The following is a 13,260-nucleotide window of genomic DNA, read 5'->3' as shown; positions in this document are numbered from 1 at the left end:
TTGCGGCCCGATTGTTGCACTTCTGCTGCGCCGGTTGCGCTTTGGGCCCTTCCGAGGGACCGCAGCAGGTCAGTAGCGATGGCCTTGGGCCGACTCGTCCTGCTGCAAGCCTGGTGCCCAAGACACACCCCACGATCCGGAAGCGTTGAGGCCCGGACCACCGCCGGTGGCTCTTCTACGACCCGCACTAAGGGGCTGCGCGCACCTCGTCTTCGGACACCGCGGCTGCATAGGGCAGATCAACCGACGGCATACCGATATTGGTCGACCTATCCGGGTCACGCCCCGTCATCGTGACGCAGGCGAAGAGGAACGGGTAGACCGTGTTCTCCACCACCCGGACCGGAGCGACCTGCCCGATGGCCTCGAGCGTCTCGGCGGAGAGGCGGTGGTCGCACCCCACGGCCTCGAGCCTAACCGGGTCTATCCTTGGCGTATGCGCCGCCTCTTCGACATCCATGCCATAGTCCACCACGAAGGAGATATGCTGAAGGACGGCCGGAGGAACGCGCCGCCCCCCTGCCCCGCCAAGCGCAAGGATCGGGGCGCCGTCGCGGCTGATCACCATCGGACAGGCGTTGGTCAGGGGCCATTTGCCCGGTCCGATCGAGTTCGGACGGCCAGGTTCGGGATCGAACCAGAACATGCCGTTGTTCATCAAGAGGCCCGACGACGGCAGCGAAACCTTGGAGCCGAAGCGCGCACCCATGGTGTTGGTCAGCGCGGCCATCCCGCCGTTGCGGTCGACGACGCTGACATTTGTCGTGCATTTCTCGATCGGGTTGTCGTCGCCCATGCTGGTATAGCGCTCTTCCCATAGCTCGCGCATCTTTGCCGCGAACGTCGCGTAATCCTGCGGACCGGGGGCGCCGCCGGGCACGCGCTCCATCTGCCCGACCCGATCGAAGAAACGCATGACGGTCGGCGCGCCGTTCAGCCCCGGAACGCCCAAGAGGTCGCAATCCCGGTAGGTGGACACGAGGGGCGCCGAGGCGGTCGCGCGGTAGCCCGCCAGACCGGCAAGCGTCCAGTTCCGGCCAAGCGCCTGCATGTCATCGACAATGGTTTGTCCGATCTCGCCTTCGTAGAAATCGCGCGCGCCGCGTGCCTGAAGTTTCCGCAGGAAATCCGGCATCATCGGGTCGCGCACGGTTTCCGGCGCGTCGTCGCTTTCGCTGACCGGCGGGAAAAATCCGTCGCGCAGGAAGACGTCCCGCGTGTGCGGGTATTTGCAGATCTCGCGCGCTTCGACGGCGATCGCGAAGGTCGTGTACCAGCCGACCGGAATGCCCCGCTCGGCCAGAGGGATGACATATTCCAGCGCATCGCCCCAACTGATCGTCCCGTAGGTCTCCAACGTCAGCGCCAGACCGTCGACCGCCCCGGGGACCAGGATCGACCAAGGGCCGTTGGTATTCCTGTCATCCTTGACCTTCGGCCACTGGAAAGGACCGTGCCGGCCCGGCACATCGGCCAGCGGATAATTGTCCGTGGATACGTCTTCGGCTGATTTCATCGAGAAATTGACGGCCCCACGACCCTTCTGGCCCAGATCAGCGACAAGAAAGCCGCCGCCGCCCAGACCGCTGCTCCAGGGTTCGACGACGTGAAGCGCAAGCGCGGTGACGACGGCGGCGTCAACCGCATTGCCGCCAGACGCCAGTGCACGGGCACCAGCTGCGGCGGCAATGGCGCTTTGCGCCGAGACCACGCCGTTCGGCGTGCGGACGGCGGGCTTCGAGAGCGTCCAGTGCTGGTGCCGCTTCTCGGTTGCCAGGACGGGCTGCTTCATGATGCGGCCTCGGTCAGGAAAAGCGCGGCGGCTTCGGGAGAAAACCGCTCGATCTGGCGAGGATCCGGCGTGATGCCGAGACCGGGTGCCGTCGGGATATCCAGCATGCCATCGGCGTCCAGCGTGTACGGCTCCGCCGTCAACTCGTCGAGATACGCGCTGCCCACGATATATTCGACAAGATCGACGTTGGGCAAAGCGGCGGCGATCTGCAGATCGGCGGCCAGACCAAGGGCCGTGTTCCAGCCGTGTCCGACATACCGAACGCCGAAGTCCTGCGCTGCTCGGGCAATCCGCATCTGCTCGGAGATGCCGCCCACCTTGGTCACGTCCGGCTGAACGATGTCAAAGGCCCCCTGCACGAGGAAGGGAAGGAAGGACTGGCGCCGCGTCATGACTTCACCGCCCGAGATGGGAATCCGCGCCGATTTCCTGAGGGTCACGAAATCCTCCAGCGCGTCGGGGATCAGCGGCTCTTCGAACCATCCGACGTCGTGATCGGCCAGCATGTCAGCGGTGCGCATCGCCCATTTCAACCCGTTGGGCCAGTAGGCGTCGCTTGCGCCCGCATCGACGAACAGTCTTCCGCCCGTCGGCAATTGCCCGGCGGCGGCGGCCACGATCGCCTCGTCGAGCTTGGGGTCGTCGACGCGCCCGAACGGCCCCCATCCGATCTTGAACGCCTTGAACCCCTTGTCGCGGTAATAGGCGATTTCCTCAGCCATCTTCACGGGTTCGTCCATCAGGAGCGAACAATAGGGCATCACCTTCTCGCGGTGTCGGCCTCCGAGCAAAAGACACAGCGGAAGACCGGTGACCTTACCGAGAACATCCCAGAGCGCGATATCGATCCCGCTGATCGTGTGCGTCAGCGTGCCTCCCCGTCCGAACCAGAAGCTGTTCTGATGGAGTTTCTCGGACACGCGCTGCGGCTCGAGGGCGTTTTCGCCCAGGTAGAACCGCTCAAGGTGACGGACCGCCGCCCGGACCAATTCGCCCTCCGCGAACACGCTGCCGAAGCCAACGATACCTGCATCCGTGTGAACCGCGATCAACGTGTGGATGGAGTCGTTGGGCCGGATCTCGCTGGACCAGCCTCCGGGCGGGCTTTCACCGAAAAGCGGCGCAGCCACAACTCGTTCGATGCCGACAAACGGCAACCCGCCCGAACCATCGCTCTTCATCACAGTCTCCTCGTGCTGCCCGGTACTGAATTATTGACACCCCGGAAAATAGTATACAATCATACGAAAAATAAAGACATGAAATGGAGGCCTTGTATGGCCAGCGAATCCGCCAGCCGCATCGCGGGAACCATTGACTTCGAGAAGGACGGGCGGCAGGCGGAATACCTGCGCGCACCGTTGTCCAGGAACACCTCGGGTTGGGGCGTCGTCGAGATTCCGATCGTCGTCGTCAAGAACGGAAGCGGACCGACGGTCCTGCTCACAGGCGGCATCCACGGGGATGAATACGAAGGCCCCATCGCGGTGTCCGAACTGGCGCGCACGCTGGACCCGGCCACGATACAGGGCCGCGTGATCATGATGCCTGCGGTGAATATCCCCGCGGTGATGGCGGACAAGCGGCTGTCGCCCGTGGACAACCGGGACATGAACCGCTGCTTTCCCGGAAACCCCAAGGGCACGTTCAGCGAGATGCTGGCGCATTACCTGGATTCCGTGATCCTTCCGCACGTGGACGTATCGGTCGACCTGCACACCGCCGGGCATTCCGGGGATTCTGCGCCTTCGACAAACATGCACCATGTCGGCGACCCTGACCTTCTGAAGCGGACGATGGACGCGGCCGCTGCCTTCGGCGCGCCCTTCAACGTCGTCTTTGGCGGCGTCGATGAAGGGGCGACGCTGACTTCTGCAGTCGAGCGGCGGGGAATCCTGTCGCTGGGCACCGAGCTTGGCGGTTGGGGGCGCGTGAACATCGAAGGTGTCCGGATCGGCCGACGCGGCATTCGCAACATCCTGAAACACTTCGGCCTGATGGACGGCGAGGTCGAGACCGGCCAGCCGGACGGCAGTTCCGGAACGCGCCACATGATGGTCAAGGACGCGGAATGCTATTCCTTCGCGCCGGGTGCGGGAACCTTCGAGCCCTGCAACCTGGTCGGCGAGACCGTCAGGGCCGGAGAGCCAGCGGGATTCCTGCATTTCGTGGAGGACCTGGACCGGGAACCGCTGAAGGTGACCTACCGGCGCGACGGCATCCTCTGGATGTCCGCCGGCCCCGGACGGGTCGCGCGCGGCGACACGGTCGCTGTCGTGATGAGCGATTTCGAGACCGATTGAGGACTGCCGCCAATGCCACGAATTTTGCTACTGGACTGCAAGCAAGAGATCTCGTCGTTCAATCCGCTGAAGTCGGAATACGAGAACTTCCATGTCACCAGAGGCGACGAGTTCTTCGCGCACCGTGGGCTGAACACCGAGATCGGCGGCGCCCTGAGCGTGTTCGAAGCCGAACAGGATATCGAGGTTGTTCCGTCGATTGCTGCCCGCGCGGGCAGTGCGGGACTCCTGTCTTCAGAAGGCTGGGCGCGCCTTTCGGCCGAGATACTTGAAACGGTCGCGGCAAAGATCGCCACGTGCGACGCGGTCTATGCCTCGCTGCATGGCGCCATGGCGGCAGAGGGAGAACTCGATCCCGAAGGTCATCTTCTGACCGAGATCCGCAGAATGCTGGGTCCGGACAAGCGGCTGGTCATCTCGCTGGACCTGCACGGCATCTGCACAGACCGGATGTTGCGGCAGATCAACGGTCTGACGTTGTATCACACCTATCCGCATGTCGATTTCGGCGACACGGGCGCGCGCGCCGCCCGGCTCCTGCTGCGCCTGATGGCAAATGATGCACGCCCGCAGATCGCGCGCGTCGTCATTCCGGCCCTGGTTCGCGGAGACGAACTGGTCACAGCCACGGGCTGCTACGGCGACCTTATCCGCGAATGCCAGCGGATCGAGCGCGACGGCACGGCGCTGGCCGCGGGCATCATGATCGGCAACCCGTTCACCGATGTCCCCGAGCTCTGTTCGCAAGTGCTTGTCACGACCGAGGCCGACGCCGCCAGCGCCAAGCGCGAGGCGCTTCGCCTGGCCGAGGAGTTCTGGCCGTTGCGGCACCGGATGCAGGGCAAGCTGATACCTCTGGATCGCGCGATCCTGCAGGCCAGAACGATGAAGGGACCGCTTGCCTTTACCGACGCGGCCGATGCCACGTCGTCGGGAGCCACAGGCGACTCGAACGCGATCCTGCGGGGTCTTGCCGACGCCGCCTATCAAGGGAGGGTGCTGGCACAGATCGTCGACGCCCCTGCCGCGAAGGCCGCCCACAAAGCGGGGATAGGTGCCGAGATCGACGTGACCCTTGGCGGCTCGATTGACCCGCAACGCTATGCGCCGATGCCGGTCAGGGCCCGCGTCAAGCTCCTGTCAGACGGGAAATCCCGCCTGGAAACCATGCAGACGCCGCTTGATGCCGGTCCGACGGCGGTTCTGACATTCGGCAACTTCACGGTCGTCGTACTGAGCAAGACGATCAGCCTTTTCGACCGGGCGATGTATTATGCGAACGGCTGCAATCCACGGGATTTCGATCTGACCGTCGTGAAATCGCCGCATACCGAGTTTCACATGTACGACGCCTGGGTCGAAAAGAACTTCAACATCGACGCACCCGGGGCGACTTCGGCGGATCTTCCCAGCCTGGGCCACACGATCTGCGCCCGTCCGATGTACCCGATGGAACCGGATACGGTATTCTCCCCGGAAGCGATCGTGTACCAGAGAGAGCCTTCATGAAAATCGAAGATGTCGACTTCTTCTACCTGTCCATGCCCGAGGTGACGACGGCCGCCGACGGAAGCCAGGATGCGCTTCTGGTGCGCGTTTCCGCCGGGGGGCTTGTCGGGTGGGGCGAGTGCGAGGCCGCTCCGCTGCCGTCGATCGCCGCTTTCGTCTGCCCGATGTCGCACGGCGCCTGCCGACCTGTTGCGGCGTCGGTTCTGGGCGCGTCACTGGAAAGCCCAGCGGATATCGCGTCCATCGCGGCGAAGGTTGCCCATGACAGCATGGACCTGCTTCAGGCGGCGCATACATGGTCCGGCATTGAAATGGCCCTTTGGGACCTGTTGGGAAAGAAGTGCGAAGAGCCAGTCTGGAAGCTGCTTGGATACCGCGAGACGGCGCCGAAAATCCCCTACGCCTCGCTTCTGTTCGCGGACACGCCGGAGGAAACTCTTGAGCGCGGACGCGATGCCCTTGGACGCGGGTTCAGTGCGATGAAGTTCGGCTGGGGGCCGATCGGAACCGCCGATATCGCCGCGGATGCCGACCAGTTCCGCGCGGCGCGCGAAGGGATCGGCGAGGACGCGCACCTGATGGTCGATGTGGGGCAGATCTTCGGCGAGGACGCCGACGCCGCGGCGCAAAGGTTGGGTGCGCTCGAAGATGCAGGCGCAACCTGGTTGGAAGAACCGTTTTCGGGTCACGCTTTCGAAGCCTACGCCGTGCTGTCCCGAGTGGGTTCAAAGGTCGGAATCGCCGGCGGAGAGGCGTCGCACAATGTCGCGATGGCCCGTCACCTGATGGACTTCGGCAAGGTCGGCTTTATCCAGATCGACTGCGGCCGGATCGGCGGGATCGGCCCGGCGCTGGAGGTTGCCGAACTGGCCAGCGCCCGGGGCATTACCTATGTGAACCACACCTTCACCACGCATCTGGCGCTCAGTGCATCGCTACAGCCCTATGCGGGCATGGCAGATCATCGGATCTGCGAATACCCGGCACAGCCCAGCGCGCTCGCGGAGGCTGTCACATCGACACCTCTGTCGCGCGACGCCAATGGCGAGATCAGCGCACCGGACGTTCCCGGTCTCGGGATCACGGTCGATACAGTGGCGCTGGCCGGCTATCTCGTGGATACGGAGATCAAGGTGGGAGGAAAGCTGCTCTACCGCACCCCGGCGCTGGTGTGAGCGGCCATGGAACGGCGCCCCAACATCCTTTTCCTTTTCTCGGACCAGCACGCGCGGTCGGTCTGCGGCGCTTATGGCGACACGCTTGGGGTCAGTCCGAACCTTGACGCTCTGGCCCGCTCCGGCGTCACCTTCACGAACGCCTATTGTCCCTCGCCGATCTGCACGCCGTCCCGGATGTCGCTGCTGACCGGGCGATGGCCGTTCGAGCAGCGATGCTGGACGCTGGAGGACGTGCTGTCGTCGGGTCTGCCGACCTATGCCCATTCCCTGGGAGCCGCCGGATACAAGACGGTGTCGGTGGGCCGGATGCATTCCATCGGACCGGATCAGCATCACGGGTTCTCGGAAAGGCTGGTCGGTGACTGCGGCCCCAACTGGCTCGGGGTCGAACGTCAGAAACTCGGTCCGTTGCTGGGTGCGCAGGGACCAAGCGGCCCGGGGCCGAACGGGCTGGCCCGGTCGCTTGCCTTCTCGGGCAAGGGACAATCCGGCTACGAGGTCGTCGACGACGCAACGACCGAGGCGACCTGCGAGCGCCTTGCCGATCTCGGGCGCGCACGTGCGGCGGGCGACGACACACCTTTCTGCATGGTGGCAGGATTTATCCTTCCGCATTGCCCCTTCGTGGCGCGACCTGAGGACCATGACCTGTTCGCGGGCCGCGTTCCGCCTCCGCGCATTCCATCACCCGAGCCGGGCGCCGAGCACCCGTGGCTGCGCAAGTGGCGGTCCGAGGCCCACACCGAGAACGCCAGCGCCACCGACGTGGACCGGGCACGCACCGCCTATTGGGGACTGGTGCATGCGCTGGACACAAAGATCGGCAGGATACTTCGGGCGCTGGATTCGGCGGGTCTTCGGGAAAACACGCTGATCATCTATGCCTCCGATCACGGCGAGCATGCCGGGGAGCGTGGGCTGTGGTGGAAGAACACGATGCACGAGGCGTCCGTCGGCGTCCCGCTGATCATGTCCTGGCCGGGAAACCTGCCCGCGAACACGCGCTGCGACCGGGTATGCAACCTGATCGACGCGGGCGCGACGATGATCGAAGCAGCGGGGGCGCAGGAATTGCCCCGGTCCCGCGCCAGAAGCCTTCTTGGCGTCGCCCGCGACCCAGGCGCGGCCTGGATGGACGAGACCTACAGCGAATACGTCACCGACCTGTCTTCGCCCTGGACTGGGTCGGAGGCCACGACCCAAAGGATGGTTCGGGCCGGCCGTTGGAAATACGTTCACGTCGAGGGTTACCGGCCGATCCTGTTCGATCTGGCGGCGGACCCGGATGAACAGACCGACCTGGGCGACAGCGACGCGCATTCGGCGATCCGCGAAAGCCTGTCGGAGAAGGTGATGGACGGATGGGACGCGCGCGCCATACGGCGCGAGGTCGACCTGCAGTCAAAGGAAAAGGCCATATTTCGCGACTGGGGTGCCCGGACGAAACCCCGGAGCGCCGCGCAACTCCTGATTGCGGACGAGGACAGCTGGCTGGACCCGTTGCCCTAGGCTCTTGCCGCGGCAAGCCGGCCCGCCAATCCGCTGCGCATCTCTCCGATCAGGGCGATGCCCTCGTCGTCTTCCAGTCGCTTCGCCTCGGCCAGCATGTCGGACGCAAGCTCGTCGATCGTCGGTGCGAAATCGGGATAGTGTTTGAACCTCTCGAAACCGCCATCGTCCCTCGGTGTGAGGAAGACGTTCAGCTCCTCTTCCGGGTCGAGGGCCAGGTTGTACAGCTCGTGATCTCCGTTGTCCGACACGATCAGTTTCCAGTCGTCCGTGCGCCAGGCGCGTTGGTGGAAGCCGCTGATATGCGTGATGTTCTGCACGTAATGGCCTGCCCGCCAATCCGCAGGTGCCTCGCCGCGCAGCAGGGGAACCAGGCTTCGTCCCTGTAGCTCGGGCGGCAGGGGGACACCTGCGAGTTCCAACATCGTCGGCGTCAGATCCTGGATGCCGACTGGTGCCGCGCACCGCGAACCCGGCGCAATGCCGGGGCCTTCCACGATCATGGGAATGCGCAGGGAGTCGTCGGTGCAGACGAACTTGTGCTCGCCTTCGCGCCGGTACCAGAACGTATCTCCGTGATCCGAGAAATAGATGACCACGGTGTTGTCTCGAAGTCCCGCCGCCTCGATCGCGTCGCGCACACGCCCGAGGTTGTGATCGAGTGCGCTGACGGCGGCATAATAGCCCGCGAAGGGAACGCCCTTGCCCCGGTAGGGTTCATAGAAGCGCCGCGGCGCCGAGTAGGGATCGTGCGGCGGGTAGAAGCTGAGCACCATTGCGAAAGGGATATCCTGCCCGCGTTGCTCGGACAGCCAGCGCGTGGCGGCATCGGTCGCGCGGTCGGGGCGGTATTCGCCGTCCAGCTTGCCGTCGATCCAGTGCCCGCGGCGCGAATTGAAGCTTTCCTCCCAGTGATCGAAGAAGGGAGGATGTGCCTCGCCCAGATGCCACTTGCCGAAATGTGCGGTGGTGTAGCCTGCCGATTTCAGCCGGTCGAACACCGTCAGCGGTATGTTGGAATGCGTCGCGAAGGCGTTGTCCACGCCGTAGAGATTGTCGATGACCCGGTGGCGAGACGGGTATGTACCGGTCCAGGCGGTCGCGCGCGCGGGCGTGCAGACCGGCCAAGGCGTCATCGCCGTGTCGAAACACACGCCGCGGGAGGCCATACGCGACGTCTCGGGCGTTGCCGTGAAACAGTTTCCATAGCAGGCAAGCGAATCCATGCGCTGCTGATCCGTCATGACGATGACGAGGTTCGGTTTGGTCATCCCACACTCCTGACGTGATTGGCCTGGCTGGTCTCCGCGAAATGGCAGGACACAAGACGGCCATCTGACAGCGGCCTCAGCCGTGGCGCGTCGGTCTTGCATCGATCCTGCGCCATCGGACAGCGGGTATGGAACCGGCAGCCCGGTGGCGGATTGGCCGCGCTGGGAACGTCGCCAGGTATCGTGAAGAACGACTTCCGGCCCTTCTGGGCCGAAGGGACGGAATCGAGCAAGGCCTGGGTATAGGGGTGCGCCGGCGCATCGAAGAGGCTTTTCTTGTCCGCGATCTCGACGATCTGGCCCAGGTACATCACCGCGACCCGGTCCGAGATATGGTGAACGACGCCGAGATCGTGCGAGATGAAGAGGTAGGTCAGGCCAAGCTCGCTCCGAAGGTCCTGCAGAAGGTTCAGGATCTGGGCCTGGACAGAAACGTCCAGTGCCGAGACAGCCTCGTCGCAGATGACGAGCGAGGGGTTCAGCACCAGGGCGCGCGCGATGCAGAGGCGCTGGCGCTGACCGCCGGAGAACTCGTGCGGATATCGGCCAGCATGCCAGGACGAGAATCCGACAAGGTCGAGGACCTCGCGCAGCCGGGTCTCGCGCGACGCGCTGTCGCCGACGCCGTGCACGACCAGCGGTTCGATCACCAGTTCCCCTGCCGTCATGCGCGGATTGAGCGCACCGAACGGGTCCTGGAAGATGATCTGAAGCTCCTTTCTCATCGTCCGCATCTCGGCCGGAGAAAGTGCCAGAAGATCGCGATCCCTGTAGCGGATGTGGCCACTGGTCGGCTCGACCAGGCGGAGGATCAGCCGTCCGGTCGTGGTTTTCCCGCAGCCGCTTTCGCCGACCAGTCCGAGAACTTCACCGGGTGCAACATCGAACGAGATGTCGTCCACAGCCAGGATGCTTCTGCGATGACGCGCCAGCCCGCCCCGTCCGGTGACGAACTCCTTGCGCAGATCGCGCACCGACAGAAGCGGTGCGTCAGTCACCGCGACGTCCCTTCAAAGCGATACCCGGTGTTGCGGATACAGGCCGCTTCATGTTCGGGTCCGACCTGGACCAGAGACGGTACGGCCGCGTCACATTCCGGTCGGGCATAATTACAGCGCGGGGCAAACCGGCATCCCGGCGGAAGCTCGGTCAATGGCGGCACACTTCCCCGTATGGCGTTCAGGCGCTCGGAGACGTGTTCGATCCCCGGGATACTTTCCATGAGTGCCTCGGTGTAGGGGTGTCTTGGATTCTCGAAGATGTGTGCCGCGCCGGCCTTTTCCAGGATCTGCCCGAGATACATGATCATGACCCGATCAGTGAAAGCCGAGACGACGCCAAGGTCGTGGCTGATCAGGACGATGCCCATCTTGTATTCGTCCTGAAGGCTCAGCATCAGGTCGAGTATCTGAGCCTGAATCGTCACGTCTAGCGCGGTGGTCGGTTCGTCCGCGATCAAGAGCTTCGGCTGACAGATCAGTGCCATCGCGATCATGAGCCTCTGTCGCATCCCCCCCGACAAGCGGTGCGGAAAATCGTCGATCTTGTGCTCTGGCGACGGGATGCCCACGCGTTTCAGCGCATCGAGCGCCATCTCGCGGGCCTTTCTCCGGGATACGCCCAAATGACGCCGCGCGGTTTCGCCCAGCTGATGACCTATCGTCAGAACCGGATTGAGCGCGGTCATGGGCTCTTGAAAGATCATCCCCATTGCCGACCCGCGAAGGTTCTGGAGTCGCGTTTCCGGCTGCGCCAGAAGGTCTTCGCCCAAGAGGCGCAGCTTTCCTGCCCTCAGAGTCCCGCCTTTCGGCAGAAGGCGCATGATCGCAAGCGCGGTCATGCTTTTCCCACTGCCGGATTCGCCGACAATTCCGACGATCTCTCCCGGATCGAGCCGGAAGGATATGTTGTCGAGAATGCGCGTGCTGCCGAAGGTGACCGTCAGATCCTCGACTTCAAGCAAGGGAACCTGGTCCGTCGAGACAGTCGGCGCTGCCCGCAATCCTTCAGTCGGCTCTTCGGTTCCCTGCATCGTGGTTAGGCCCACTCCCTGTTCGCCATCGTTGGCCTTGCCTGCCGGCTTGGATCGTATACTATTATACGATCCTGAATTGGCAAGCGTCGGTACGCATTCCCATGAACAATCCGAACATCATCTTCGTTCTTGTCGACCAGATGCGACGCGATGCGCTGTCCTGCGCCGGTGACATGAACGTCAGAACACCCAATCTGGATGCGCTTGCCAATGCCGGAGTTCGGTTCACGGCGGCGAACGCGTCTTTCCCGGCCTGCGTTCCCAGTCGGTTTTCGATCCTGACCGGCAAATACGCTCATACGCGCAACGTCCCCGCACTGGGATACAGGCTGTCACCTTCCGAGCATACCTTGGGTGAAGCCATGAAATCAGCCGGCTACGGCACGGCCTACGTTGGCAAATGGCATCTCTACTCTGCCTATGGCGTCAGCGGCGGGCTGACACTGTCGCAGGCCTCGCGAACGCCGGTTCCGGCGACGCACAGGCGCGGGTTCGATACCTGGCGGGGGTTCGAGCTTCGCAACGACTACTACGACAGCTACATATTCCACGACGCCGAGACCACGCCCCGCAAGCTGCCGGGCCATCAGACCGACGCGCTGTTTCGTATCGCCGAGGATTGCATCCGCGACCGCGACCTCACGAAACCGTTGTTCCTCACGCTGTCGGTCGAGGCGCCCCACCCGCCTTTCATGGCCACGCCGGAGCATCTTGCGCGCAGGCAGGCGCGCGGCGCGCTTCATCTTCGTCCCAACACGGACATTCACGGCATCAGGTTCTTTCCGCCAGAGTGGTATGAGCCCGACGGACCGGCGGGAGCCGTCGACCCTGCGGATCCGGCGTCGGTCGAGCGCGTGTTCGAGGCCAACATGCTGGCCTATTACGCAATGATCGAGCAGATCGACGACAACGTGGGCAAGCTGCTTCGGCTGCTGGACGAGGAACGGATGACCGACAACACGATTATCGTCTTCATGTCCGATCACGGCGAACTTGGCGGCAGCCACGGGCTTCTGGGGAAGGCAGAACCCTGGGAGGAATCGGTCGGAATCCCGCTGATCGTGGCGGGAGCCGGCATTCCGGCCGGAAGGACGACCGGAGTTCCCGTGTGTACGGAGGACGTTTTTCCGACCTTCGTCGGTCTGGCCGGTGGCGCCGCCCCCGATGGTTTGCCCGGCATCGACCTGTCGGATTTTCTTCGCGGGGCGTGCGACGAGCCCGAGCGCGACGGAGTCCTGCTGGAGTTCGTGACAGAAACGCGCGCAAACCGCGGCTATTACGACGAAACATGGCGCGGCATTCGGACGAGATCGCATAAATACACGGTTCTCGGCAACCGACGCGGCGCCCGCCCGTGGCAATTGTTCGATCTCGAAACCGATCCCTGCGAGCAGAGAAACCTGCTCGACGAAGCGGGAAACGAAAGCCTTGCGGCCGAGCTGCACGGCAGGTTGTCGACGCTGCTGGACGACGCAGAGGACGATTTCGCCCTCGCGCCCGCGTTCGGGCAGCCGGGACGGGCCTGCGTCGCGCCTTAGAGCGTTCCCAAGCTGATCGGATTCAGGATTCCCAAGATGTGGCGCCCATGGTTCTCTGTTTGTGAGGCAGATATAGGGGGTAGGAATGGGCAAGCCACATCCTATGGAATTGCGGGAGCGCG

The 13,260-nt window shown here is 63.8% G+C and carries 10 protein-coding genes; 5 read left to right on the top strand and 5 right to left on the bottom strand.

Going from position 1 to position 13,260, the window contains the following annotated elements; translation table 11 throughout:
- Window positions 1–187: 187 nt before the first annotated feature.
- Window positions 188–1,792, bottom strand: coding sequence for a gamma-glutamyltransferase (locus EU800_RS18540; protein ID WP_129634521.1), 1,605 nt, complete (start codon window positions 1,790–1,792; stop codon window positions 188–190).
- A complete protein-coding gene (locus EU800_RS18535) occupies window positions 1,789–2,976 on the bottom strand; it encodes a mandelate racemase/muconate lactonizing enzyme family protein (protein ID WP_129634520.1) in 1,188 nt (395 codons plus the stop codon). The genes EU800_RS18540 and EU800_RS18535 overlap by 4 nt, the downstream gene beginning before the upstream one ends.
- A gap of 96 nt (window positions 2,977–3,072) precedes the next feature.
- Between EU800_RS18535 and EU800_RS18530 the strand changes: the two genes are divergently transcribed.
- From EU800_RS18530 to EU800_RS18515, 4 genes are read left to right on the top strand one after another with little or no spacing between them, the layout of a single operon-like run.
- Window positions 3,073–4,098, top strand: coding sequence for a succinylglutamate desuccinylase/aspartoacylase family protein (locus tag EU800_RS18530; RefSeq protein ID WP_129634519.1), 1,026 nt, complete (start codon window positions 3,073–3,075; stop codon window positions 4,096–4,098).
- A 12-nt stretch (window positions 4,099–4,110) separates the two neighbouring features.
- Entirely contained in the window at window positions 4,111–5,607 is a 1,497-nt protein-coding gene (locus EU800_RS18525; protein ID WP_129634518.1) for a M81 family metallopeptidase, read from the top strand.
- On the top strand, window positions 5,604–6,782 hold the full coding sequence (locus EU800_RS18520) for a mandelate racemase/muconate lactonizing enzyme family protein (protein WP_129634517.1): 1,179 nt from the start codon (window positions 5,604–5,606) through the stop codon (window positions 6,780–6,782). The genes EU800_RS18525 and EU800_RS18520 overlap by 4 nt, the downstream gene beginning before the upstream one ends.
- A 6-nt stretch (window positions 6,783–6,788) precedes the next feature.
- Window positions 6,789–8,294, top strand: a complete 1,506-nt coding sequence (locus EU800_RS18515; RefSeq protein ID WP_129634516.1) for a sulfatase-like hydrolase/transferase — start codon at window positions 6,789–6,791, stop codon at window positions 8,292–8,294.
- Here EU800_RS18515 and EU800_RS18510 read toward each other — a convergent pair.
- From EU800_RS18510 to EU800_RS18500, 3 genes are read right to left on the bottom strand one after another with little or no spacing between them, the layout of a single operon-like run.
- Window positions 8,291–9,565 (bottom strand): sulfatase, encoded by a 1,275-nt coding sequence (locus tag EU800_RS18510; protein ID WP_165354726.1) that lies wholly within the window; start codon window positions 9,563–9,565, stop codon window positions 8,291–8,293. The genes EU800_RS18515 and EU800_RS18510 overlap by 4 nt on opposite strands.
- On the bottom strand, window positions 9,562–10,563 hold the full coding sequence (locus EU800_RS18505; RefSeq protein ID WP_129634514.1) for an ABC transporter ATP-binding protein: 1,002 nt from the start codon (window positions 10,561–10,563) through the stop codon (window positions 9,562–9,564). The genes EU800_RS18510 and EU800_RS18505 overlap by 4 nt, the downstream gene beginning before the upstream one ends.
- Window positions 10,560–11,597 carry an ABC transporter ATP-binding protein gene (locus tag EU800_RS18500; protein WP_129634513.1) on the bottom strand — a complete coding sequence of 346 codons (1,038 nt, stop codon included), beginning with the start codon at window positions 11,595–11,597 and terminating at the stop codon, window positions 10,560–10,562. Before EU800_RS18500 ends, EU800_RS18505 begins: the two co-directional genes overlap by 4 nt.
- A 104-nt stretch (window positions 11,598–11,701) precedes the next feature.
- Between EU800_RS18500 and EU800_RS18495 the strand changes: the two genes are divergently transcribed.
- A complete protein-coding gene (locus EU800_RS18495) occupies window positions 11,702–13,138 on the top strand; it encodes a sulfatase-like hydrolase/transferase (protein WP_129634512.1) in 1,437 nt (478 codons plus the stop codon).
- The last annotated feature ends 122 nt before the right edge of the window (window positions 13,139–13,260 follow it).

This window comes from Tropicimonas sp. IMCC6043, assembly GCF_004146235.1.
Lineage (GTDB): Bacteria > Pseudomonadota > Alphaproteobacteria > Rhodobacterales > Rhodobacteraceae > Tropicimonas.
Note: the sequence above shows the minus strand (reverse complement) of the source record. Positions and strands in the feature narration are given on the sequence as shown.